This window comes from Streptomyces sp. TLI_146 (genome assembly GCF_002846415.1).
Classification (GTDB): domain Bacteria; phylum Actinomycetota; class Actinomycetes; order Streptomycetales; family Streptomycetaceae; genus Streptomyces.
Map to the genome: position 1 here is coordinate 1,589,485 of NZ_PJMX01000001.1, position 23,186 is coordinate 1,612,670.

Sequence of the window (23,186 nt, forward strand, 5' to 3'; positions counted from 1 at the left end):
CGGGACAGCGTGGCGCGGTGGCGGACCGCGGCGGGCCAGTGGAGGGGTGTGCCGATGAGCGAGCTGGTTCCCGGGGGCAACCGGCCCCTTCCGGACGGCGTGCTGACGATAGGCGTCCCGGGCCCCTTCGACCTTTCGGTGCTGATCACCGACGACACCGGAAAGGTCGGCGGCGACGCCGACTTCGTCTTCTACAACCAGCCGTCCGCGCCCGGCACCCGCCTCGACGACGACGTCATCACGGTCGACCCGAGCCGGCTGCGGGCCGGGGCCAGCCGACTGACCGTGGTGGTCAGCCCCGCCGAGCCGGGCGTTCCGCTCGGCCGGCTGCCGGTGCCGAGCCTGCGGCTCACCGGTCCCGGCGGCGAGGTCCTGGCCCGGTTCACCCCGCCGAAGCCGGAGCGGGAGACAGTGCTGCTGCTGGCCGAGATCTACCGCCGGGGCACCGGCTGGAAGGTGCGCGCACTGGGTCAGGGGTACGCGGACGGCCTCGCGGGAGTGGCCCGCGACTTCGGGGTGGACGTGGCCGACGAGGGCCCGCCGCCGCACGCACCCACCGTCCAGGTGCCCACCGCGGCGATACCGGTCCCCGCCGCGCGGCGGCAGGAGGCCCAACAGAGCGACGGCTTCGGCGGGTTGGTCAACGCCGAGCGGGTCCGGGCCGGGGCCCCGCCGGTGACGATCGACGCCCGGCTGACCTCGGCCGCCGAGGCGCACGCGGCGACCATGGCAGCGCAGGGCCGCCTCAGCGTGGAGAGCCCGGACGGCGTGTCGGTCTTCCAGCGGGTGACGACGCGGGGGTACGCGTATCTGGGCATCGCCGAGCACCTGGTGTCGGGGCCGCGCACCCCGGCCGAGTTCCTGGCGTACTGCCTGGAGGACGCCCACACCCGGCGCCCACTGCGGGACGCCGCCTTCACCGAGGCGGGCATCGGCCGTGCCACCGACGACCGCACGGGCGAGGTGTACTGGACGGCGCTGTGGGCCCGGCCGTTCAGCGGGGACGGGCTGCACCGCACGGTCTCCGAGGTGGTCGCGCTCACCAACGGGCGCCGCGCCTCGGCCGGGCTGCGCCCGCTGGCCGACGACACCCGCCTGGCCTCGGCGGCCCAGGCGTACAGCACGGACATGGCGGCGCGCGGCTTCTACTCGCACACCTCGCCGGAGGGCCTGGAGCCGTGGGACCGGGCCCGGGCGGCCGGGGCCGCGCACCGGGGCATCGGCGAGAACATCGCCTGCGGGCAGCGCACGGCGGCCGAGGTGGTGGAGGGCTGGATGAACAGCCCGGGCCACCGCGCCAACATCCTCAAGCCCGACTTCACCCACATAGGCGTCGGCTTCGCGGGCGGCGGCCGCGCGGGCACGTACTGGACGCAGCTGTTCGGCCTCGCCTGACGGCTGTGGGTCGTTTGGATGCCGCAGACCGTACGGATACGCCGTGTCCGGTCGGCTCAGGCGCCCGCCTGCCGGGCCACGACGTCCGCCATGCCCGCCATGTCCGCCAGGCCCACGGGGCGGTCCAACGTGCCCAGCAGGCTGACGAAGCTGGACTCCAGGAACGCCGCCAGCTCCTCGCGCGCGCCCGGCTCCCCCAGCGGCCAGCCGGTCACCGCCTCCTCCGCGAACGCCATCCAGGCGCGGGAGGCGATGTCGAGCCGGGGCGTCTCCGGCATGCCTATGCGGCGCTGGGCGTCGACGACATGGCGGGCCACCGCCTCACGGGTCTCGCCCAGGATGTCCGCGACCGCCGGGTGACTGCCGGACGCGCCCCTGACCAGGGCCAGATAGACCTGCCGGTGCTCCAGTACGTACGCGACGAACCCGTCGATGAACGACCGCAGCCAGGCGACCGGCGCCAGTGCCGGGTCCGGCTCCACGGCCTCGATGAAGCGCGCGCACTCCTTGGCAACCACCGCGCGGTAGAAGTCGCGCTTGGAGTCGAAGTAGTGGAAGAGCAGGCCCCGCGAGATCCCCGCCCGGCGGGCGACCTCGTCCGTGGACAGCTCGTCGAGCGAGCGGTCGGCGAGCATCTCCAGTCCGATGTCGACCAGCTGGGTCCTGCGTTGGTCGGGGGTCAGGCGGGTGATGCGCTTTCCGGACATGCCCGCAGTGTACGAGCGGTGGGGGCGCCGCGCGCCGAGGCGGGGCGTTGGCCGGGCGACACTATTGACAATCGCTCAACAACAGTCGTACAAACTTATTGAGCATCGCTTAACAACGAAAGCGACGGGCCACCCTTCCCGCCAACCCGTCCAGCAGCCCTCCAGCAACGCGTCCCACGCCCGCACCCGTCCGGAGACCGGCCAGGCGTTTCCGGCCGGGCCTCCGGGCACCGAGGAGACCGCCATGCGCACCATGCGCGCCGCACGATTCCACCCCGCCTCCGGCAAGCTCGGCGTCGAGGAGGTGCCGGTCCCCCGGCCCGGCCCCGGCGAGGCCCTGGTCAAGGTCGCCGCCTGCGGAATCTGCCACTCCGACCTGAGCCTCCTGAACGGCGTCTTCCACACCGACCTGCCGTCCATCACCCCGGGCCACGAGGCCGCCGGAACCATCGACGAGCTGGGCTCACCCGTCCCAGGCTGGCAGCGGGGCGACCGGGTCGTGGTGCACGCGGGGCGCGCCTGCGGCGCCTGCCCGGCGTGCGTGTCGGGCGCGGCGATCGACGACTGCGAGCGCGTGCAGATCATGGCGTTCGACTACGACGGCGCCTGGGCCGAGTACGTCCTGGTGCCGGTCGGCGCGCTGGTCCGCGTCCCCGGCTCCATCCCGTTGGAGCGGGCGGCGATCCTCGCGGACGCCGTTTCCACGCCGTACGCGGCGGTGGTCGACACGGCCGCGGTCCGCCCGGCCGAGAGCGTCGGTGTCTGGGGGCTCGGCGGCATCGGTACGCATGCGCTCCAGGCCGCCCGGCTGGCCGGGGCCGCCCCGGTGATCGGTCTCGATCCGCTGCCCGCGGCCCGTGAGCGGGCCCTGGAGCTGGGCGCCGACCACACCCTGGACCCCACCGCCGAGGACGTCCTCGACAGGATCGCCGAGCTCACCGGCGGCCGGGGCCTGAAGGTCGCGATCGACGCGGTCGGCCATGCGGACACCATCGCCCAGGCCAACCGCGCCCTGGGGCACCGCGGCCGCCTGGTGCTGGTCGGCATGTCCATGGACCGGGTCGAGCTGGGCCCGCTGGCCGCGTTCACCCGCGACCGGCACTCGGTGACGGGGCACCTCGGCTACCGCAAGGAGCACATCGAGCAGCTCGTCGACCTGGTGGCCGCGGGCCGTCTCGACCTCAGCCGGTCGATCAGCGCCGAACTCCCGCTCGCGGAGACAGCGGAGGGCGTGCGCCGCCTTGAGCACAAGGAGGGCAACCCGATCCGGATCGTCATCCGGCCCTGACCGGCCCGTCCCCGTACCGCCACCCCAACCACCCCGCACACACCGCGTTCACATCTCCGCCGCGGCCCGCTCGGCCGTCGGCGACGCCCGACCCCCGTCCCCACGGGGCTCCAACCCGCCGCCCACGCCTGCCGCTCAGGCGTGGGCGGCGGCGCGTGTTCCACCCCCCGTCACACGCCGAACACGAGGCGCGAAACCGGCCAGGTTTCTCGCGTGAGGGCCGCCACACCTTCACCACCCCAGCAACAAAATCTTCACAGGATCGGCAGATTCCATGAAGGATCTGCACTTTCGAGGGGCCGGGCGGGCGCGGACAGCAAGATCATCTTCGTTCAACATTGCACTTCGAATCTGGACATGTCCGCATTGAGCCCAACCACTTGGGTGACGCTTTGCCGTTCCGTTGCCGGGCTGTAGGCATTTGTCACGACGGTCCCGACGGACGTCCCGGTCATGACCAGGCCGGACGAACGTCCGTCAACGACCCGTCAAGCACGTTGACAGGGCCGCGACTTCACTTTTTCGCGCCCTCGACGTCGCTGGACCACTACCGAGCAATGCCGAACCACTGGGGGTTACCCATGTCCCGACTCACCCGCCGCAGCGCGCTGGGCCTCACCGCGACCGCGGTGGCCGGCCTCGGCCTGGCCGGTACCGCGTACGCGGCGACCGCGAGCGGACCCGCAAACGGCGTCGTCCCCGCCGCGGGCGACGGCCACACCGGTCACATGGACGGCATGGACCACACGGGGCACGACGCGCCCGCCCCGTTCGACGAGGTGTACCAGGGCCGCCGGATACAGGGCGCGCCCGCGCAGGGCGGCGCGCACGGCGGCCACCACGGGGGCTACCAGGTGCGAATAGACGGCAAGGAACTGCACGTCATGCGGAACGGTGACGGCACCTGGATCAGCGTGATCAACCACTACGAGACGTTCGCGAACCCGCGCGCCGTGGCCCGCGCGGCCGTGGTGGAGCTCCAGGGCGCCACGCTCGTCCCGCTCGCCTGATCCTTCCGCCCCCGCACACGCACCCGCGCAGCACCACCATCTGGAGCATTTCCATGACCGTACGCAAGAACCAGGCGACGCTCACCTCCGACGAGAAGAAGCGTTTCGTCAATGCCGTCCTGACGCTGAAGCGCAACGGCAAGTACGACGCCTTCGTCACCACGCACAACGCCTTCATCATGAGCGACGGCGACGACACCGACCGTGTGGGCCACCGCTCTCCGTCCTTCCTCCCGTGGCACCGCAGATTCCTCCTGGAGTTCGAGCAGGCCCTCCAGTCCGTCGACTCGACCGTCGCGCTGCCCTACTGGGACTGGACCGCCGACCGCACCGCCACCTCCTCGCTGTGGGCCGCGGACTTCCTCGGCGGCACCGGCCGCAGCCGCGACGGCCAGGTGATGGACGGGCCGTTCGCCTCCTCCGGCGGCCAGTGGGCCATCAACGTCCGGGTGGACGGCCGCAACTACCTGCGCCGCGCGCTCGGCGCGGGCGTGCCCCAGCTGCCCACCAAGGCCGAGGTCGACAGCGTCCTGGCCATGACGACGTATGACGAGGCCCCCTGGAACAGCCAGTCCACCGGCGGCTTCCGCAACCACCTGGAGGGCTGGCGCGGGGTCAACCTGCACAACCGCGTGCACGTCTGGGTCGGCGGCCAGATGGCGACCGGCGTCTCCCCCAACGACCCGGTCTTCTGGCTGCACCACGCGTTCATAGACAAGCTGTGGGCGCAGTGGCAGGAGCGCCACCCGGCCTCGCCGTACCTCCCGGCCGCCGGCACGGCGAACGTGGTGGACCTGCGCGACACCATGCGCCCGTGGAACAACGTGACGCCGGCGGACATGCTGGACCACAAGAAGTTCTACACGTTCGACGCCGCGTAGTGCGTTCCGGTGCGGCGCCGGGCGGCTCCACGCCCCCGGGGCCGCACCGGCATGTCCGGGTGCGCGCTCCTCGTAAGCTCGGCCGTATGGACGTTCACGAATCAGTGCTCGAACTCGTCGGCGACACCCCGCTGGTACGGCTGCGCACGCCCGGGGACGAGGGGTCGGCCGCGCTCTACGCGAAGCTCGAATACCTCAGCGCCGGCGGCAGCGTGAAGGACCGGATCGGGCTGCACATGATCGAGCAGGCGGAGCGGGACGGGCTACTGCGCCCCGGCGGCACCGTCGTCGAGGCGACCTCCGGCAACACCGGGGCCGGGATCGCGATGGTGGCGGCGGCCAAGGGGTACCGGGCCGTTCTCGTCGTCCCCGACAAGACGAGCACCGAGAAGATCGCCACGCTGCGGGGGTTCGGCGCGGAGGTGGTCGTGCGGCGCAGCGGGCTGCCCGCGGAGGACCCGGAGAACGTGTTCAACACGGCGGCGCGGATCGCCGAACAGACGCCGGGCAGCTGGCTCGCCGGACAGTACGACAACCCGGCCAACCCGGGCGCGCACTACGCCACGACCGGCCCCGAGATCTGGCGCCAGACGGACGGCCGGATCACGCACCTGGTGGCGTGCGTCGGCACCGGCGGGACGATCAGCGGTACGGGCCGCTACCTCAAGGAGGTCAGCGGCGGCGCGGTCCGGGTGACCGGGGCGGATCCGGTGGCGTCCGTCTACTCGGGCGGCGACGGCCGTCCGTACTTCGTCGAGGCGACCGGGCACGTACGCCACCCGGAGACGCTGGAGGACGTCTGGCCCACCTCCTACCACCAGGACGTGGTCGACGAGCTCGTCGCGGTGAGCGACCGCGACGCGCTGCTGACGGTACGTCAACTGGCGCGGGAGCAGGGCCTGATGGTCGGCGGCTCGTCCGGTCTCGCGGTGGCGGCCGCGCGGCGGGTGGCCGCCGGGCTCGGCCCCGAGTCGCTGGTCGTGGTGATCCTGCCGGACTCCGGGCGCCAGTACCTGTCGAAGTACTTCAACGACGCGTGGCTGCTGCGGCTGGGGTTCCTGGACGGCGAGCCGGGCACGGCGCGGGTCGGGGACGCGGTACGGGACTCCTCGCTGCCGTACGTGAACCGGCTCAGCACGGTCGCGGAGGCGCTGGCCGTGCTCCGGTCCCTGCGCGACCGCGGCCTGCCGCCGGTCGCCGCGGCCGGCCCGTGCCCGGCGGGCCCCGACCGCGCGCCGACGGTGCCGGAGCTGGCGGGCTCCCTGTCGCTGGACGCGCTGTCCACGGCACTCTCGGACGGCACGGTAAAACCGGACACCCCGGTACGCGACCACCTCGCGGCACCGCTGCCGCACTTCGGGGTGGGGGAACGGGCGGACACGGTGCTGGCCGAACTGGAGGAGTGTGGGGCGGAGCTGGCGGTCGTGGTGCGGGATGGGCATGGGGTGGGGGTGGTGGGGCTAGGGGGGCTTCGGGCTCTGCTGTGAAGGTGGCGTTCCCGGGTCTGCGTTCGTCTGCGGGCCGCCCCCAACTGGTCGCGCCCACGCGGCGGAGCCGCAAATGTCACAGCCGCGCGCCCCTAAAGGGTGCCGCTACGCGGCAATCCCCTGGGGCGCCCCGCAGGGGCGCATCTCAGGGGCGCGGGGAACTGCGCGACCAGCCCAGCACGGTCCGCAGACAGACGACCGCCGCCCGGCCGAGGGCTTTGGGGGAGGGGCGGGGTGGGGAAATCAACCCCCCGTCACCCCCAACGCCCCCGCCATCACACTGACCTGCGGATTCACCTCCGGGCACCCCGGCAGCAGCGACGCGTCCGCGATCAGGACGCCTGTGACGCCGCGCAGTCGCCCCTCCCCGTCCGCCGGGAAGCGGGACGGGTCTGCGCCGCCCGCCACCGTTCCCGTGGGGTGGAAGGCGGACAGGTGGAGTTGACGGGCCGTCACACCCGTCAGGACCTCGTCCAGCTCACGCAGACTGCGCGCTCTGGGCGCCTTCGGGATGCCGGTGAGCACCTCCTCCGCGCCCGCCGCGAAGAGGAGCTGGGCCATGGCCCGTACCGCCGTCATCAAGCGGGCCGAGTCGCGAGGGGACAGGTCGTAGCGGATCAGGGTGCGGTCGCGGCCGTGGACGCTGCCCGACGGGCTGTCGGCGATCATCGCGCCCAGCGTGGCCAGCCGGTCCGCGCCGTCGAGTTCGCGGCGCAGCTCCCGGCCCACGCCCGGCAGGACGAAGCTGCCCATGCCCGGCGGGGTCGCCGTCGCCTCGATGAGGACGCCCTGTCCGTGCAGTTCCTCCACCCCGACGCTCTGCAGTACGCCCTCCCAGGCCGTGACCGGCTCCGGGAAGCGGCCGGCCACGCTCGTCGCCGGGTGGACGCTGAGGTTGCGGCCAACGCCCGGGTGGGAGCCGAGGCCCGAGCGGCGCAGCAGCGGCGGGGACTGGAGGGCGCCCGCCGCGACCACCACCAGCGGGCTGAGGATCTCCAGTTCGCTGCCGTCCGCCCGCCGTACGCGCACCCCGGCGGCCCGGGGCCCGCCCGGCCGGTCGGCGTCCACCAGGATGCGCCGCACCCGCGCGCCCGTCACGATCCTGGCCCCCGCCGCGCACGCGTCCGGCAGCACCGAGAGCTGCACGCTCTGCTTGGCGCCGGTCGGGCAGCCGACCACACACTGGCAGGAGCCCTTGCAGCCGGGGGCGTTGCGGCGCAGCGGCGCCGCCCGCCAGCCGAGCCGCTCGGCCCCGGTGAGCGCGAGGAGGCCGTTGTTGCCCAGTACGTCGAGCGGCTGCGTGGCGACGCGCAGGGTCCGTTCGACCTCGTCGAGGCGGTCCGGCATGCCCTCCGCGAGGCTGAAGCCGAAGGAGGTGCGCCAGCGTTCCAGGACGTGGTCCGGAGTGCGGTAGCACGTACCGGAGTTGACCAGGGTCGTACCGCCGACGGCCCGGCCGGTCGGGAGCAGCAGCGGCGGGCGGCCGACCGCGACCGTCGCCCCGCCGTCGCGGTAGAGCTCGGCGAACCGGTCGAGCGGGGCGCGGCGCCCGAACGACGCGGTGGTGTGGTGGTGCCCCTCCTCCAGGACGACCGTGCGCAGCCCGGCCCGCGCGAGGGTCCGCGCCGCCATCGCTCCCCCGGCGCCGGACCCGATCACCACCGCGTCGGCCGTCGCCCGCGCGGGCCACTCCTCGGCCGGTACGCAGTCGAGCGGTGGGTCGTCCGGCGGCGCCAACAGGGGCCCGGGGCGGCCCTCGTGGAGCAGTCGTTCCGTCCCGGCGGCGAGCAGCACCGGCACCTTGAGGAGGTCGAGGACCGGGGCGAGGGCGGTGCGGGCGCCGAGCGACTCCATGACCCGCTCGCGCTCCCCGGAGCCGAGCGCGGCGAGCCGCCGTCCCGTCCGGGCGACCGCGTACGCGTCCACGGCCGCCGCCGCGCCCCGCAGCCCGGCCCGGGCGCGCACGGGCATCGAGGCCAGGACGTCGTCGAGCCTGCGCGGCACCGTCGCCGTCCAGGGCCGGGTGCCGTCGTCGGCGAGCAGCGCGGCCACCAGGCCGCCGTAGCCGCTCATCGGCCGCCCACCTCCGCGTGGGCCGTGCCCTCCAGCGTCCACCGGGCCTCCGGCCGCCACCTCCCCCACCAGCGCTCCAGACGGACGACCGCGTCGGCCGTCTCGCTGTTGCGGCAGACGGTCTCGCTGCCGTCGGGGTCCGTGTAGGCGAGGGTGAGGGTGCGCGCCTCCGGCTGGGTCACCTCGACGCGGATGCGGCGCAGCCCGCAGCGTCCGGCCACCGTCCACACCGGCAGCCCGATCTCCGCCCGGAACCGGCCCGCGCCCGCCCATCCCAGGGCCGACCGCTCGGCCCGCCGGGGCCAGGTGCGCCCGCGCCGCCGCAGCCGCAGGAAGACCAGTGGCGGCAGCCCGCGCAGGACGGGCCGCGTCGAGACCGCCGCCACGACCTCCAGGACGTCACCGCCGCCGAGGTCCGCGTGCAGCCAGGACCAGCGGCGGGCGTTGCCGTGTCCGTATATACGGGCGGACGCGCCCGGCGCGCCCTTCAGCGTCAGGATCCGCCCGCCGTGGGTGACCGTGCCGTCGTACGTGGCGCGGGCGGCCGGGAGGATCTGGGCGGCGGGCAGCAGGGGGCGGCGCCAGGACCAGCGCGGGAAGGTGAACAGCGGGGCGTCCTGGGCCCGTTCGCTCAGGTCCCAGGTGAACGCGCCCGCGGTTCCGGCCAGTCGGCCCGGCCGGACCGAGACGTCCCGGGTGCCGAAGCCGTCCGTGCCGCCCTGCCACGGCTCGGGGCCGAAGCGGGCGTGCTCGACCGGGCCGTCCTTGGGGAACACCGCGACCCAGCCGTGGGCGCGGCCGCCGGAGCCGTCGGTGGGCGCGACCAGTTCGTGGTGGAGCCAGAGGCCGTCGCCGGTCACCTGGTCGGTCGCGGTGGTGTACCAGACCTCGGCACGGCCGGGCTCGCCCTTCCAGCGCGGGGCGAGCAGGGCGTCGGTGCCCTCGCGGCGCGGGAAGCGGAAGCTCGCCAGGAACGGGGCCAGGCCCGTGCCCAGGGGAAAGCGCAGGGTACCCGCCCCGACCCGGTCGCCGTCCTCGTACAGGGCGCAGGGCAGGACCGTCATCGAGCGGACCGGGCGCAGCCGGGTGACGGACTTCCAGCCGTCCAGGGTGAACCTGCGGCCGTCGGCGGTGAAGGCGAGGCGGTAGCGGATGCGGCGGCGCGCCAGCGGGGAGATCTCCAACTCGCCTACGAGGTGGGGGTCGTCGGCCCAGCCCGTGATCCGGATCCTGCCGGTGACGCGGGCCTCGGTCGTCCCGGCCGGGCGCAGGACGGTGTCCGCCGAGGCCCGCAGGTCGAGGCGGGCCGCGCGGGTGCGGCCCTCGCCGTCGAGCCGGAACGTACCGAGCAGCGTCTCCCGGAACTCCGTGCCCCGCCCGCTCACGCCAGGCCTTCCAGCATGATCCGCTCGGTGGCGGTCAGATAGGCGTCCGCCGCCGCATGGGCGGCCCGGCCGTCGCCCGCCGCCACGGCCTCGACGACCGGGGCGAGCCGCGCGTACGCCGCCTCCGGGTCGGTGAACGGCCCGACCAGTGCGGCCCGTACGGGAAGGTAGGCGTTGAAGAGGGTGTTGGTGAGGAGCGCGTAGACCCGGTTGCCGGTGGCGCGGGCCAGGGCCCGGTGCACCTCGGCGTCGGCCAGCTGCACCGCGTCGCCGCCCTCCGCCTCCCGTACGGCGTCCAGGAGTTGACTCAGCTCGGTGACCACCTCGGCGGTGGCGCGCGTTGCCGCGCGTTCGGCGATCAGCGCGCCGATGCTGCGGCGCACCTCGAAGATCTCGCCGATCCAGTCCGGGCTGTGGCGCACCAGCATCGGCAGCAGATCGGCGCCGCCCAGGCGCGCGTAGTCGCGCACCCGGGTGCCGACGCCGTGGCGGGTCTCCAGGAGTCCCGCCTGGACGAGGCGGCCGAAGGCGTGCTTGAGGGTGGTGCGGGTGACGCCGTAGCCGTCGGCGAGGCTGCGTTCGGGCGGCAGATAGCTGCCCGCCGGATGGCGGCCGGTGAGGATGTCCTCGCGCAGCCGGTTCTCCAGGACGTCGACGATGGTCTCGCGGGGCAGCGTCTCCACGAAGTCCCTCCCCAGGGCGGTGATGCCGAAAGCTCCCATGTGGCTCAGTGGCTGAGCCACTGAACCAGTGGCCTTCCGGCGCCGTCAAGAGGGGTGCGCGCAGAGCGGGCGATACGTCCGGAGAGGCCGATACGGACCGTTGCGACCACGAACGCTCCCCCGTGTCCGCGCCGGATACGGCACCGCCCGTAAAGGATCAAGAGCGTTCCGGAGAGGGCAAGGTCACAGCCCTTCCCCCTGCTGCACCTTTGCGCCACTGTCCTAGCATCTGAGCATGACGGTCCTGCCTGACGACGGGCTTTCGCTGGCCGCCGAGTTCCCTGATGCAACCCATGAGCAGTGGCAGCGCCTCGTGGAAGGCGTGCTGCGCAAATCGGGTAAAGATGTCTCGGGCACGGCTGCCGAGGAGGCACTGTCCACCCCGGTCGAGGACGGGCTCACCACCCGCCCCCTGTACACCGCGCGAGACTCCGCGCCCGATGCCGGTTATCCCGGCTTTGCCCCCTTTGTCCGTGGAAGCCGGGCCGAGGGCAACGCGGCGGACGGCTGGGGCGTACGACAGCGCCACGCCGGAACCGACCCCGCCCGGGTCAACGAGGCCGTGCTGGCCGATCTGGAGAACGGCGTCACCTCGCTCTGGCTGGCCGTAGGCCGGGGCGGCGTGCCGGTCTCCGGACTCGCCCGCGCACTCGACGGCGTCTACCTCGACCTCGCACCCGTCGCCCTGGACGCGGGCGCGGAATTCGAGCCCGCAGCACGGGAGTTGCTCCGCCTGTACGAGGAGCGCGGCGTCCCCGCCGACTCCGCGCGCGGCAACCTCGGCGCCGACCCGCTCGGCCATGAGGCCCGCACCGGCGAGGCACTGGACGCGGCCCCCGCGGCCGGACTCGCCCGGCTCTGCGCCGAGCGGTTCCCCGGACTGCGCGCGCTCACCGTGGACGCGCTGCCCTACCACGAGGCCGGCGGCTCGGCCGCCGAGGAGCTCGGCGCCTCGCTGGCCACCGGTGTCGCCTATCTGCGCGCGCTCACCGAGGCGGGCCTGTCCGTCGAGGCGGCCTGCGCGCAGCTGGAGTTCCGCTACGCGGCGAGCGCCGACCAGTTCCTGACCATCGCCAAGCTGCGCGCCGCGCGGCGGCTGTGGGCGCGGGTCGCCGAGGCGAGCGGGGCCCCCGCCGCCGGAGCGCAGCGCCAGCACGCGGTGACCTCGCCGGTGATGATGACCCGCCGCGACCCGTGGGTGAACATGCTGCGCACCACGGTCGCCTGCCTCGCCGCGGGCGTCGGCGGCGCGGACGCCGTCACCGTGCTGCCCTTCGACCACTCCCTCGGTCTGCCCGACGCCTTCGCACGCCGTATCGCGCGCAACACCTCCTCGATCCTGCTTGAGGAGTCGCACCTGGCCCGGGTGATCGACCCGGCGGGCGGCTCGTGGTACGTGGAGCGGCTCACCGACGAACTCGCCCACAGCGCCTGGGAGTTCTTCCGTACGATCGAGCGCGCGGGCGGCCAGGCCGCCGCGCTGCGCTCCGGGCTGATCGGCGAGCGGCTCGCCGCGACGTGGGCCGAGCGCGGCGCCAGGCTGGCGCGGCGGCGCGAACCGGTCACCGGCGTCAGCGAGTTCCCGCACCTCGCCGAGCGTCCCGTCGAGCGCGAGGCGGCCCCCGCCGAGCCCTCGGGCGGGCTGCCGAAGGTGCGCCGCGACGAGGCGTTCGAGGAGCTGCGCGCCCGCTCGGACGCCCATCTGGCCGCGACCGGGACCCGCCCCCGGGTCTTCCTCGCCGCCCTGGGCCCGGCCGCCGCGCACACCGGCCGGGCGACCTTCGCCTCCAACCTGTTCCAGGCGGGCGGCATCGAGCCGGTGCACGACCCGGTGTCGGTGGACGCGGCCACGGCCGCCGAGGCGTTCGCCGCCAGTGGCGCCACCGTCGCGTGCCTCTGCTCCAGCGACGCGCTCTACGCCGAGCAGGCCGAGGCGGTCGCCGCCGCGCTCAGGTCGGCCGGCGCCCGCCATGTGTACCTCGCCGGCCGCGGCGAATTCACCGGTGTCGACAGCTATGTCTTCGCCGGCTGCGACGCGGTGGCCGTGCTCTCCTCCGCCCTCGACCGCATGGGAGTGGCGTCATGACGATCCCCGACTTCTCGGAGCTGCCGCTGGCTCCGGGCGCCGGCGCCGACGGCTCCGAAGACCAGTGGCGCACCGCCGTGAAGGAGTCCACCGGGAAGGCCGACGGCGATCTGCTGTGGGAGACCCCGGAGGGCATCGCGGTCAAGCCGCTCTACACCGCGCGCGACCTGGAGGGCCTGGACTTCCTTCAGACGTACCCGGGCGTGGCGCCGTATCTGCGCGGCCCCTACCCGACGATGTACGTCAACCAGCCCTGGACGATCCGGCAGTACGCCGGGTTCTCCACGGCCGAGGAGTCCAACGCCTTCTACCGGCGCAACCTCGCGGCCGGACAGAAGGGCCTGTCGGTCGCCTTCGACCTGCCGACCCACCGCGGCTACGACAGCGACCACCCCAGAGTCACCGGCGACGTCGGCATGGCGGGCGTGGCCATCGACTCCATCTACGACATGCGCCAGCTCTTCGACGGCATCCCGCTGGACAAGATGACCGTGTCGATGACGATGAACGGCGCGGTGCTGCCGGTCCTCGCGCTCTACATCGTGGCCGCGGAGGAGCAGGGCGTACCGCCCGAGAAGCTGGCCGGGACCATCCAGAACGACATCCTCAAGGAGTTCATGGTCCGCAACACCTACATCTACCCGCCCAAGCCCTCGATGCGGATCATCTCCGACATCTTCGCGTACACCTCGCAGAAGATGCCGCGCTACAACTCGATCTCCATCTCCGGCTACCACATCCAGGAAGCGGGTGCGACGGCCGACCTGGAGCTGGCGTACACGCTGGCCGACGGTGTGGAGTACCTGCGGGCCGGGCAGGAGGCGGGGCTCGACGTCGACGCGTTCGCGCCCCGGCTCTCCTTCTTCTGGGCGATCGGCATGAACTTCTTCATGGAGATCGCGAAGATGCGGGCGGCCCGGCTGCTGTGGGCGCGGCTGGTCAAGCAGTTCGACCCCAAGAACACCAAGTCGCTCTCGCTGCGCACCCACTCGCAGACCTCGGGCTGGTCGCTGACCGCGCAGGACGTCTTCAACAACGTCACGCGCACCTGTGTGGAGGCGATGGCCGCCACCCAGGGCCACACCCAGTCGCTGCACACCAACGCCCTGGACGAGGCGCTGGCCCTGCCGACCGACTTCTCGGCGCGCATCGCCCGCAACACCCAGCTGCTCATCCAGCAGGAGTCGGGCACCACCCGGGTCATCGACCCGTGGGGCGGCAGCGCGTACGTGGAGAAGCTCACCTACGACCTGGCGCGGCGGGCCTGGCAGCACATCCAGGAGGTCGAGGCGGCCGGCGGCATGGCGCAGGCCATCGACGCGGGCATCCCCAAGCTGCGCGTCGAGGAGGCGGCCGCCCGCACCCAGGCGCGCATCGACTCCGGGCGCCAGCCGGTGATCGGCGTCAACAAGTACCGGGTGGAGACCGACGAGCAGATCGACGTCCTCAAGGTCGACAACTCCTCGGTGCGCGCCCAGCAGATCGCCAAGCTGCGGCGGCTGCGCGAGGAGCGCGACGAGGCGGTCTGCCAGGACGCCCTGCGCGCGCTGACGGACGCCGCCGCCTCCGGCACCGGCAACCTCCTGGAGCTGGCCGTGAACGCGGCCCGCGCCAAGTCGACGGTCGGCGAGATCTCGGACGCCCTGGAGAAGGTGTACGGCCGCCACGCGGCGCAGACCCGTACGATCTCCGGCGTGTACCGCAACGAGGCAGGAGAGTCGCCTTCCGTGGAGCGCACCCGCGCGCTGGTGGACCGCTTCGACGAGGCGGAGGGCCGCCGTCCGCGCATCCTGGTCGCCAAGATGGGCCAGGACGGACACGACCGCGGCCAGAAGGTGATCGCCACCGCCTTCGCCGACCTCGGCTTCGACGTCGACGTCGGCCCGCTGTTCCAGACGCCGGGCGAGGTGGCCCGCCAGGCGGTCGAGGCGGACGTGCACATCGTGGGTGTGTCGTCGCTGGCCGCCGGTCACCTCACCCTCGTACCGGCGCTCCGCGAGGAGCTGGCCGCCGAGGGCCGGGAGGACATCATGGTCGTCGTCGGCGGTGTCATCCCGCCGCAGGACGTCCCGACCCTCCTGGAGATGGGCGCCGCGGCGGTCTTCCCGCCGGGCACGGTCATCCCGGACGCGGCGTACGACCTGGTGACGCGGCTCGGCGCGGCGCTGGGCCACGACGAGCTGTAGCCGCCCGTGCGCATCGACCTCGACAGCTACGTCAAGGGTGTGCTCGACGGGAAGCGGGCGTTCGTCGCCCGGGCCATCACCCTCGTCGAGTCCACCCGCCCCGACCACCGCACGCTCGCACAGCAGCTCCTCACCGAGCTGCTGCCGCACACCGGCAACGCCCGGCGGATCGGCATCAGCGGGGTGCCCGGGGTGGGCAAGTCCACCTTCATCGACGCCTTCGGCACGATGCTGACCGGGCTCGGCCACCGGGTGGCGGTGCTCGCCGTCGACCCGTCGTCCACCCGTACCGGCGGCTCCATCCTCGGCGACAAGACGCGGATGGAGCGGCTCGCGGTGGACCCGGCGGCGTTCGTGCGGCCCTCGCCGAGCGCCGGGACCCTGGGCGGTGTCGCCAAGGCGACCCGCGAGTCCATGGTGGTGATGGAGGCGGCGGGATACGACGTCGTCCTGGTGGAGACCGTCGGCGTCGGGCAGTCCGAGACGACGGTCGCCGACATGGTCGACTCGTTCCTGCTGCTCACCCTGGCGCGCACCGGCGACCAGCTCCAGGGCATCAAGAAGGGCGTCCTGGAGCTGGCGGACGTGATCGCCGTGAACAAGGCGGACGGGCCGCACGAGCGCGACGCGAAGTCCGCGGCGCGCGAACTGGCGGGCGCACTGCGCCTGATGCACCCGGCCGACGCGGCCTGGACCCCGCCGGTCCTGTGCTGCAGCGCCCGCGAGTCCAGCGGCCTGGACACCGTCTGGGAGCGGCTCGACCAGCACCGTACGCTGCTCGACTCCACCGGGCGGCTGGCCGCCAAGCGCCGTGACCAGCAGGTCGACTGGACCTGGACGATGGTCCAGGACGAGCTCCTGGACCGGCTGCGCGCGCATCCCGCGGTACGCGAGCTCGCCCCGGCGCTGGAGCGGCGCGTCCGCGACGGCGAGCTGACGCCGACCCTGGCGGCGGAGCGGATCCTGGGCGCCTTCCAGGGGGCGCCGGACGGCGTCTGACCGCACCGCCCGTAACGGGAAGGCCCGGACCGTATACGGTCCGGGCCTTTCGCGTCGCTCAGGCGGGTACGGCCGCCAGCTCCGCGCCCTCGGCCGCGTGCAGCCGCTCGATCAGTGCCTGGCGGGCCCGGGCCACCCGGGAGCGCACGGTCCCCACGGGGCAGTTGCTGACGTGGGCCGCGTCCGCGTAGGGCAGCCCGAGGAGCTGGGTGAGGACGAAGGCCTCGCGGCGCTCGTCCGGGAGCGCCGCGAGCAGGTCGGCCAGGGCCACCCCGTCGTCGAAGCCGGGCAGCCCTCGCGGCTGGGCCCGCTCGGCGGCCGACTGCCAGTCGTCGGTGTCGCAGACGCGCGGCCGGGCAGCGGTGTACCGCAGGTTGTCGATCACCGCGCGGCGGGCGATCGAGAGCAACCAGGTGCGGGCGGAGGAGCGGCCCTCGAACCGGTGCAGGCTGCCGAGGGCCCGCAGGAAGGTGTCCTGGGTCAGATCGTCGGCGGCCTGCGGATCGGCGCCGAGGTAGGTGACGTAACGGCGTACGTCACGGTGGAGCGCGCGGACGAAGTGCTCGACGGCCACGGGGTCACCGGTGCGGGCGGCGAGCGCCCAGGCGGTTATCGCCTGGTCCGTCGATTCGTCGCGCGAGCGGGGCAGGGCAGGAGTGATCACCTGATGTCCTTCTCGGGAATCCGGGATCCGGAACGGCCCGCGAGGCGGGCGGGTCCGGTGAAGGGGTACGGCGGCACGAAGGCGTGCGGCCGATGCCCGGGGCGCCGGGGAGAGGACTCCGGGGACGCCGCGGGGAACCGGCTGTCGTCAGACGACAGCGGTCCCCGCGGGCGGACCCCGTGAGGTGATCGCGTGGACGAGGAAGAGCTGCCGGGGCGAGCGGACCGCACGGTCCCGGCGGGCGCGCGGGCGCGGGGCCAGAGGCGGCGCGGCCGAGAGCGGGGCCGGCCTGAGCGGGGCGAAGAGCCAGCCCGCGAAGGCCCGCAGGATCCGGAAGGCCGCGCGCTCACCGTGCGCCAGCCACAGGCCGCACAGCAGCGCGGCGAGGAGGTGGGCGGCGAGCATGCCGGTGGAGGACATCCCCAGGGGCATACCGGCCATGTCGTGGTCCATGGCGCCCATGTGGCTCATATGTCCCATGGGCATCCCGCTCATCGGCATGTCCATGGGCGGCACGGCGGGGCGCGCGGTGGACTGGGCCCACGAGAACATCTCGTGCAGCACCGCCTGCGCTCCCACCGCGAAGGCCACGACCGGTCCGAACCGGCGCTCGCGCCCGGCCAGGGTCCACGCCGTGGCGCCGGTCGCGACGAAGCCGCAGCCCAGGGCCCACCAGGGCACCGGGGCCTGCGACATGAGGGCGTGCCCGAGCGCGGTGAGCAGCACGCAGAGGGCCGCGAACATCGCGGCCCGCACAGTGCGGCAAGAGTCTCCGGCAGTCATGGCGCGCTCATCCTCGCATCCGCCCCGGGCGTTCCACCGGCGGGTTCGCACAATGATCCGCCGATTCCGCCCGGAAAAGCCGCGTGATCCAGGACACGTCAACTCGCCGGAACCCGGCGCCGGTTCGCGCCGACTACTGGGGGGAGCCCAGGGGCCTCAGCCCGGCCGGTGGCCGTGCGGGATGAGGCGGCCCATCGCCCGCCGGGCGGCGGGGACCAGGCCGTGGGGCGTGGCGGCGGCCATCACCGCCCCCACCCCGACCGCGGCGCGCGGGGAGGGCACGGCCGAGCCGTACCACTCGCACGGGGCGCCCGGGTGGCGCTGCCGGGCGTCGCCGTGTGCCTTCAGTGCCACGCTCACCAGACTGAGCAGCAGCTCCACGTCCGCGTCGCAGTCGAGGAGCACGGTGAGCCAGGCGGATCCGGGGGTCACCCGGATCGCGCTGCTGCGCCGGAGCTCGGGCAGCAGCCGCTCTATCGCCGTGTGGGTGAGATGCAGATCGGCGGCGTGGTCGGAGTGGAAGTGCACCACCTCGTACTCCGTCGTGCGGAAGGCTTTCCCAACGGCGCACCGGGGCGGGCCACTTACCAGATTCGGCCATGTCTCCAACTGAGCCATGGCGCGATGGGCCGCGGTCATAACCCCATCCTCGCGCACGATTCACCCGCCGGACACCCCTCTCACCCTTCTCGTGGGCCGCTTGACCAATCCGTGCCCGGAGCGGGGTGGGGCGGAATCAGTCCAGCGTGACCGGACCGTCGCCGGTCCGGCCCTGCGAGCCGCCCTCGCCCGGCGCTTCTCCCCCTTCGCGCGCGGGCTTCCCGGCCGTACCGAGGTAGCTCTGCAGTTCCAGCGGCCCGCCGCCCTTGGCGGAGCCGTCGCGACCGCCCTGCCCTTGGCCGGATCCGCTCAGGTTCTGCCGTACGGAGTCGAGGATCGTCAGGCCCTGGCCGACCAGTCCGGCCGCGATCTCGCCCAGTCCGTCGGCGCCGTTGAGCACGTTGACGTTGGCGCCCGCGAGACCGCCGGCCGCCTCCTTGACGATCTGCGGCAGCTGGTCGATCAGCATCCGGTCGAGCGCGACCCGGTCGTACGAGGCGGCCGCCTCGGCCTGGATCTTCATCCGCTCGGCCTCGGCCACGGCCAGCACCCTGATCCGCTCGGCCTCCGCCTCGGCGGGCTTGACGATCTCGGCCACCAGCTGCTGCTGGCGCAGCCTGGCCTGGCGCAGCGCCAGTTCGGTCTGGGCCGCCAGGACCTCCTGCTGGGCGTGGGCCTGGGCCAGCGGGCCGGCCTGGGCGGCCTTGGCCTGGGCGCGGTCGACCTCGGCCGAGTACTCGGCCTTGACGACGGCGGTCTGGCGGGCGTATTCGGCCTGGTTGCGCGCGGCGACCTGCTCGGCCTCGACCGAGGCCTGGGTGGCCTGCGCCTGGGCGATCTGGGCCTGGCGCTGGATGGCCGCCTTGTGCGGGGCCGACATCGCCTCGATGTAGCCGGTGTCGCCGTCGTCGATCGACTGGATCTGGAGCGAGTCGACGATCAGGCCGATCTTGGCCATCTCCGACTTCGAGGTGTCCAGGACCTCGGCGGCCAGCTTCTGGCGCTCGGTCACGATCTCCTCGACGGTCATCGAGCCGATGATCGCCCGCAGATGACCGGCGAAGATCCGGCCGGTGAGCACCGACATCTGGTCCTGGTCGGAGAGGAAGCGCTGACCGGCGTTGACGATGGACTCGGTGTCGTTGCCGACCTTGAAGGCGATGACGGCCCGTACGGTCAGCGCGATGCCCTGCTTGGTCACACAGGTCTCGGTGACCTCCGACTCGCACATCGCGAGGGTGAGGAACCGGGTCTTGCGGAAGACGGGGAGCACGAACTTGCCGTGCCCGGTCACCACCCGGAACGGTGCTCCCCCGAGGCCTCGTCTGCCGCCGGAGATGAGCATCGCCTCATCGGGGGCGGGCACGCGGTATCCGAACATCTGGGTCTCCCTTGTCTGTTGGTTGCTCTGCTGATGAGCGGTCCCGAGGGGCCCGACGGATTTCAGCCGGTGCCGAGGCCCAGCTCGTCCAGCGGGTCGGCCCACTCGATGACGTCGACCTGGCGGGTGCCGCGGGACTCCACGACGAGGACCCTCGCCCCGCGCGGCAGGGGCTCCTCGGACCAGGCGAGGAAGGTCTCCGAGCCGCCCCGGACCCGTACCAGGACCTCGCCGGGGCCGCCGGGGCCGCGGGTGCCGATCAGCACTTCGCCGGTGCAGCCGATCACGGCGTCGTCCTGTTCCATGGCTCGACCGCCCCCCTTGTCGCCGCGGAACCGGCCCTCTATGGTCCGGGGCCGCCCACGTGTTCCGGACGCGCGACCGATCCGGACTTCTGACGATAGCTCCCCGCCCCCGTGCGGCCCATCCTCGGGTACCTGACGGAGTCTGACGTTCGGGTGCCAGATGCCCTGCACAACCGGCAAGTAATTTGCGAAATCTGACACAACCCTGAAACCAGAGTGTCTTGTTCGGCCAGAGGGCCACCGGGAGACTGGGGGGCAAGATCTACTGCGTCGCGCCGGGCCCCACCCCGGAAGGGCGCCGAAGCACCATGCGACACCCCGAGGCCGAGCTTCATGAACGAGGTGGGGCTGTTCCCCGGGACTGCCGGTCAGGCGGCGGCGAGCCGATCCACTCGCCGGACCGCGTGACGGGCCGGCGGCGCCTGCGGGGGTGCCCGTACGCCGCCCGATCGATCACTGCCAGGACGCCGCGGGGGCGTCCTCAGCATGTCTCGCTGGGAGAGTTCTTGATGATCACACGCAGAAATGCGATGAAGGCCGGCGTCGCGCTCACCGGCGCCGTGGGGGGCGCGGGACTGCTGATTCCGGCCCTGAGCAGCGAGGCGCAGGCTCAGGCCACCGACATCGACCCGACCACCATACCCAAGTTCGCCCAGGAGATGCCGGTCCCGGAGACCCTCAAGCCGGACCGCGTCTCGGGCACGACGGCGTACTACAGCTTTGAGATGCAGGAGGTCCAGGCCGAGATCATCCCGGGCAAGCAGACGACCGTCCGCACCTTCGACGGTCACTGGCCGGCCCCGTGGATCAAGGCCTGTTCGGGCCACCGCGTGGTGGTGACGCAGAAGAACAACCTGCCCACGCCGACCTCGATCCACCTGCACGGCGGCCACGTCCCGGAGTCCAGCGACGGTACGCCGATGGACCTCATCCAGCCGGGCGGCGAGAAGACCTACACGTACCCGAACAGCCAGCCCAACGCGAACCTGTGGTTCCACGACCACGCGCACCACGTCGAGTCGGAGAACGTCTTCCGCGGTCTGACCGGCTTCTACACGCTGATGGACCTGCCGGAGAAGGCGCTCGGCCTGCCGTCCGGCGCGTACGACATCCCGATCGGCATCCGCGACGCCCGCTTCGACGACAACGGGCAGCTCATCTACCAGATGAACGACTTCCGGGGCCGCAACGTCATCCTCGCCAACGGCAAGGCCTGGCCGTACTTCGAGGTCGCGGCGCGCAAGTACCGCTTCCGTCTGTACAACACGGCCAACATGCGGTTCTTCACCCTGAAGCTGTCGGACGGCTCGACCGTCCAGCAGATCGGCGGGGACGGCGGCCTGCTGGAGGCCCCGGTGACCACCGACAAGATCTCGATCACCTCCGGTGAGCGGGCCGACGTCGTCATCGACTTCTCCAAGTATCCGGTGGGCACCACCCTGGAGATCGTCAACATCGAGAACGTGCCCGCGGGCGTGCCTCCGACGCCGGTGCTCCAGTTCCGCGTGACCCGCACGGCCGCGGACTACAGCCGGGTCCCGGCGAAGCTGCGGACGCTGCCCGCGCTGCCGACGCCGACGGTCAACCGCGACGTCGTGCTGCGGGTGGACGAGAACGTCGCGGACGGCATGGGGTACATCGACGAGAAGGTCTACGACCACAACCGCGTCGACAACACCATCAAGTACGGCGACACCGAGGTGTGGACGGTCAGCAACGTCAACCAGCGGGTGCCGCACAACTTCCACATCCACCTGGTCCAGTTCCGGGTGCTGGAGCGCAACGGCGTCGCGGTGACGTCCGGGCCCGAGGCCGGGCTCAAGGACACCGTCCGGCTGATGCCGGGCGAGAAGGTGAAGGTGCAGGCCACCTTCACCGGCTACCGCGGCAAGTACGTCTACCACTGCCACATGTTCGACCACGCGGCGATGGGCATGATGGCGACGATGGAAGTCGTCTGACACCCGTCACCCCGGTGGGCGGGGACGCGTCCCCGCCCACCCCTGGTACGGCCGTGTCGCGACCCCGCCCCCCGCAGGCTCCTGCGCCCCCGCCAGGCAGCCCGCGGGGTACCCATGGCAGCGGGCCGCGGCGCGGTCAGGACGGCGGGCGGACCCGGTTCACCGGCTCCGCCCGCCGTCCGCCCAACTCCCCTTCCTATGGCCTCAGTTGACGGTACGAGCCGTAGTGCGGCCGTCTGCCGTTCTGGGCATCGGCGTAGAGCCGGAAGAAGCGGTCGCCGTAGACGGGGCTGTAGGTGATCTGGTGGTAGCGGGGGTCGGACTCGGGCACGTCCATGCCGCCGCCGTAGTAGCCGCCGACGTTCCCGATGATCTCGCCGGTCCCGGCGTCCCAGTCGACGTCGGAGAACCACGGCCCGCCGGAGACCCCGCCCCACATCCCGGCGCACTCGACCTGCATCTGCCGGAACCCGGACAGCCGCCCCGACCGGGCGGAGCAGCGCACCGGCCGGTCCGCCGGATTGCGCCCCACCCGGGGATAGCCGAGCATCGTCACGTCCTGGCGGTAACCGGGCGTACGGACGAGGCGGTTGGCCCCCACGGCATCCTGGACACTGCGGCCGTCGGGCGCCGCCGCCACCCGCGCGAAGGCGTAGTCCAGATCGGAGACGGCCCCCTTGCTGTTGCGGACGTACTGGTCGTCCACGTACCAGTCGGTGACCCGGTAGAACCCGTACGGCTGGTCGGCCAGCTCGGCGCGCGAGCGGTACCGCGGTACGAAGACGGCCCGCCCGCCCGCGCAGTGACCCGCCGTCAGAATGAGGTTGCGGCCGCCGCTCTCCACCACGCTCGCCGAGCACTTGTGCGCGCGCAGCTCGCCGGTCGTCGGGTCCGGGCCCGCGGAGGTGAACAGCACGCCCACGGAGGAGATCCCGGGGATGTGCTCGGCGCTCGGCATACCGGGCACGGCCGCCGGGGGCCCGGGCGTACCGGTCGGGACGCCGTCGGCGTCGGGGCGTCCGGGGTCGGTGGCGGCGGAGACGCGCCCGGGGGTCCAGAAGCCGAGGACGTCGGCGTCCGACCAGCCGTCGTCGCCGGGAGCGGACGGCTCCCCCGTACGGGAGGTCGCATCGGGTACCGCGTCGGCAGGCGCTCCGCCGGTCAGCAGGAGCGCGCCCGAGGCGGCGAGGGTGAGCCCCAGCCGCAGCCCCGTCCTCTGCCCCGGCCCCGGCCGCAGTCGGAAGAGATTCATGGGCGACATCCTGCCCGAATG

The 23,186-nt window shown here is 73.0% G+C and carries 19 protein-coding genes; 9 read left to right on the forward strand and 10 right to left on the reverse strand.

What is annotated here, in order from left to right; translation table 11 throughout:
- Window positions 1-54 precede the first annotated feature (54 nt).
- Complete coding sequence (locus tag BX283_RS07320; RefSeq protein WP_101386833.1) at window positions 55-1,395, forward strand: CAP domain-containing protein; 1,341 nt, start codon at window positions 55-57, stop codon at window positions 1,393-1,395.
- 56 nt (window positions 1,396-1,451) lie between these two features.
- Here the strand turns inward: BX283_RS07320 and BX283_RS07325 are convergent, their stop codons facing one another.
- On the reverse strand, window positions 1,452-2,102 hold the full coding sequence (locus BX283_RS07325) for a TetR/AcrR family transcriptional regulator (protein WP_101386834.1): 651 nt from the start codon (window positions 2,100-2,102) through the stop codon (window positions 1,452-1,454).
- Between the two features lie 244 nt (window positions 2,103-2,346).
- Between BX283_RS07325 and BX283_RS07330 the strand changes: the two genes are divergently transcribed.
- The 4 genes from BX283_RS07330 to BX283_RS07345 all read left to right on the forward strand — a co-directional run bounded on the left by BX283_RS07330 (window position 2,347) and on the right by BX283_RS07345 (window position 6,768).
- The gene (locus BX283_RS07330) at window positions 2,347-3,390 is read left to right on the forward strand and encodes a zinc-binding dehydrogenase (protein ID WP_101386835.1); all 1,044 of its coding nucleotides are present in this window, start codon (window positions 2,347-2,349) and stop codon (window positions 3,388-3,390) included.
- Window positions 3,391-3,971: 581 nt separating this feature from the next.
- Window positions 3,972-4,400 carry a tyrosinase cofactor gene (locus BX283_RS07335; RefSeq protein WP_101386836.1) on the forward strand — a complete coding sequence of 143 codons (429 nt, stop codon included), beginning with the start codon at window positions 3,972-3,974 and terminating at the stop codon, window positions 4,398-4,400.
- Between the two features lie 53 nt (window positions 4,401-4,453).
- Window positions 4,454-5,281 (forward strand): tyrosinase family protein, encoded by an 828-nt coding sequence (locus tag BX283_RS07340; RefSeq protein ID WP_101386837.1) that lies wholly within the window; start codon window positions 4,454-4,456, stop codon window positions 5,279-5,281.
- 86 nt (window positions 5,282-5,367) lie between these two features.
- Entirely contained in the window at window positions 5,368-6,768 is a 1,401-nt protein-coding gene (locus tag BX283_RS07345; RefSeq protein WP_101386838.1) for a pyridoxal-phosphate dependent enzyme, read from the forward strand.
- A gap of 243 nt (window positions 6,769-7,011) precedes the next feature.
- Here BX283_RS07345 and BX283_RS07350 read toward each other — a convergent pair whose 3' ends face one another.
- The 3 genes from BX283_RS07350 to BX283_RS07360 are packed head-to-tail and all read right to left on the reverse strand — an operon-like array spanning window position 7,012 to window position 10,909.
- Window positions 7,012-8,841: a GMC family oxidoreductase gene (locus tag BX283_RS07350; protein ID WP_101386839.1), complete on the reverse strand. Its 1,830-nt coding sequence runs from the start codon at window positions 8,839-8,841 to the stop codon at window positions 7,012-7,014.
- Window positions 8,838-10,226, reverse strand: coding sequence for a hypothetical protein (locus tag BX283_RS07355; RefSeq protein WP_101386840.1), 1,389 nt, complete (start codon window positions 10,224-10,226; stop codon window positions 8,838-8,840). Before BX283_RS07355 ends, BX283_RS07350 begins: the two co-directional genes overlap by 4 nt.
- Window positions 10,223-10,909 carry a FadR/GntR family transcriptional regulator gene (locus BX283_RS07360; protein WP_101392201.1) on the reverse strand — a complete coding sequence of 229 codons (687 nt, stop codon included), beginning with the start codon at window positions 10,907-10,909 and terminating at the stop codon, window positions 10,223-10,225. Before BX283_RS07360 ends, BX283_RS07355 begins: the two co-directional genes overlap by 4 nt.
- Window positions 10,910-11,183: 274 nt before the next feature.
- Here BX283_RS07360 and mutA point away from each other — a divergent pair, with 274 nt between their 5' ends.
- The 3 genes from mutA to meaB are packed head-to-tail and all read left to right on the forward strand — an operon-like array spanning window position 11,184 to window position 16,219.
- Entirely contained in the window at window positions 11,184-13,034 is a 1,851-nt protein-coding gene (gene mutA, locus BX283_RS07365) for a methylmalonyl-CoA mutase small subunit (protein WP_101386841.1), read from the forward strand.
- Window positions 13,031-15,220, forward strand: coding sequence for a methylmalonyl-CoA mutase (scpA, locus tag BX283_RS07370; RefSeq protein WP_101386842.1), 2,190 nt, complete (start codon window positions 13,031-13,033; stop codon window positions 15,218-15,220). Before mutA ends, scpA begins: the two co-directional genes overlap by 4 nt.
- Before the next feature lie 6 nt (window positions 15,221-15,226).
- Window positions 15,227-16,219 (forward strand): methylmalonyl Co-A mutase-associated GTPase MeaB, encoded by a 993-nt coding sequence (gene meaB, locus BX283_RS07375; protein WP_101386843.1) that lies wholly within the window; start codon window positions 15,227-15,229, stop codon window positions 16,217-16,219.
- A 58-nt stretch (window positions 16,220-16,277) separates the two neighbouring features.
- Here meaB and BX283_RS07380 read toward each other — a convergent pair whose 3' ends face one another.
- The 5 genes from BX283_RS07380 to BX283_RS07400 form a co-directional block, all read right to left on the reverse strand.
- Complete coding sequence (locus tag BX283_RS07380; RefSeq protein WP_180357091.1) at window positions 16,278-16,883, reverse strand: sigma-70 family RNA polymerase sigma factor; 606 nt, start codon at window positions 16,881-16,883, stop codon at window positions 16,278-16,280.
- A 147-nt stretch (window positions 16,884-17,030) separates the two neighbouring features.
- Entirely contained in the window at window positions 17,031-17,666 is a 636-nt protein-coding gene (locus BX283_RS07385) for a hypothetical protein (protein WP_101386845.1), read from the reverse strand.
- A gap of 156 nt (window positions 17,667-17,822) precedes the next feature.
- Window positions 17,823-18,305: a luciferase family protein gene (locus BX283_RS42120; protein WP_180357092.1), complete on the reverse strand. Its 483-nt coding sequence runs from the start codon at window positions 18,303-18,305 to the stop codon at window positions 17,823-17,825.
- A gap of 97 nt (window positions 18,306-18,402) precedes the next feature.
- A complete protein-coding gene (locus tag BX283_RS07395) occupies window positions 18,403-19,647 on the reverse strand; it encodes a flotillin family protein (RefSeq protein ID WP_257582164.1) in 1,245 nt (414 codons plus the stop codon).
- A gap of 62 nt (window positions 19,648-19,709) precedes the next feature.
- Window positions 19,710-19,952 (reverse strand): hypothetical protein, encoded by a 243-nt coding sequence (locus BX283_RS07400; RefSeq protein WP_101386846.1) that lies wholly within the window; start codon window positions 19,950-19,952, stop codon window positions 19,710-19,712.
- A gap of 509 nt (window positions 19,953-20,461) precedes the next feature.
- Here BX283_RS07400 and BX283_RS07405 point away from each other — a divergent pair.
- Window positions 20,462-21,913, forward strand: coding sequence for a multicopper oxidase family protein (locus BX283_RS07405; RefSeq protein ID WP_101386847.1), 1,452 nt, complete (start codon window positions 20,462-20,464; stop codon window positions 21,911-21,913).
- A gap of 196 nt (window positions 21,914-22,109) precedes the next feature.
- Here the strand turns inward: BX283_RS07405 and BX283_RS41440 are convergent, their stop codons facing one another.
- Window positions 22,110-23,165: a serine protease gene (locus BX283_RS41440; RefSeq protein ID WP_257582166.1), complete on the reverse strand. Its 1,056-nt coding sequence runs from the start codon at window positions 23,163-23,165 to the stop codon at window positions 22,110-22,112.
- Window positions 23,166-23,186 lie beyond the last annotated feature (21 nt).

What these genes read in the sequence shown, in the direction of transcription:
- BX283_RS07320 (WP_101386833.1), top strand. Translation starts at nt 55, where the DNA reads ATGAGCGAGCTGGTTCCCGGGGGCAACCGGCCCCTTCCGGACGGCGTG.
- BX283_RS07325 (WP_101386834.1), bottom strand. Translation starts at nt 2,102, where the DNA reads ATGTCCGGAAAGCGCATCACCCGCCTGACCCCCGACCAACGCAGGACC.
- BX283_RS07330 (WP_101386835.1), top strand. Translation starts at nt 2,347, where the DNA reads ATGCGCACCATGCGCGCCGCACGATTCCACCCCGCCTCCGGCAAGCTC.
- BX283_RS07335 (WP_101386836.1), top strand. Translation starts at nt 3,972, where the DNA reads ATGTCCCGACTCACCCGCCGCAGCGCGCTGGGCCTCACCGCGACCGCG.
- BX283_RS07340 (WP_101386837.1), top strand. Translation starts at nt 4,454, where the DNA reads ATGACCGTACGCAAGAACCAGGCGACGCTCACCTCCGACGAGAAGAAG.
- BX283_RS07345 (WP_101386838.1), top strand. Translation starts at nt 5,368, where the DNA reads ATGGACGTTCACGAATCAGTGCTCGAACTCGTCGGCGACACCCCGCTG.
- BX283_RS07350 (WP_101386839.1), bottom strand. Translation starts at nt 8,841, where the DNA reads ATGAGCGGCTACGGCGGCCTGGTGGCCGCGCTGCTCGCCGACGACGGC.
- mutA (WP_101386841.1), top strand. Translation starts at nt 11,184, where the DNA reads ATGACGGTCCTGCCTGACGACGGGCTTTCGCTGGCCGCCGAGTTCCCT.
- scpA (WP_101386842.1), top strand. Translation starts at nt 13,031, where the DNA reads ATGACGATCCCCGACTTCTCGGAGCTGCCGCTGGCTCCGGGCGCCGGC.
- BX283_RS07385 (WP_101386845.1), bottom strand. Translation starts at nt 17,666, where the DNA reads ATGACTGCCGGAGACTCTTGCCGCACTGTGCGGGCCGCGATGTTCGCG.
- BX283_RS42120 (WP_180357092.1), bottom strand. Translation starts at nt 18,305, where the DNA reads ATGACCGCGGCCCATCGCGCCATGGCTCAGTTGGAGACATGGCCGAAT.
- BX283_RS07395 (WP_257582164.1), bottom strand. Translation starts at nt 19,647, where the DNA reads ATGTTCGGATACCGCGTGCCCGCCCCCGATGAGGCGATGCTCATCTCC.
- BX283_RS07400 (WP_101386846.1), bottom strand. Translation starts at nt 19,952, where the DNA reads ATGGAACAGGACGACGCCGTGATCGGCTGCACCGGCGAAGTGCTGATC.
- BX283_RS07405 (WP_101386847.1), top strand. Translation starts at nt 20,462, where the DNA reads ATGATCACACGCAGAAATGCGATGAAGGCCGGCGTCGCGCTCACCGGC.
- BX283_RS41440 (WP_257582166.1), bottom strand. Translation starts at nt 23,165, where the DNA reads ATGAATCTCTTCCGACTGCGGCCGGGGCCGGGGCAGAGGACGGGGCTG.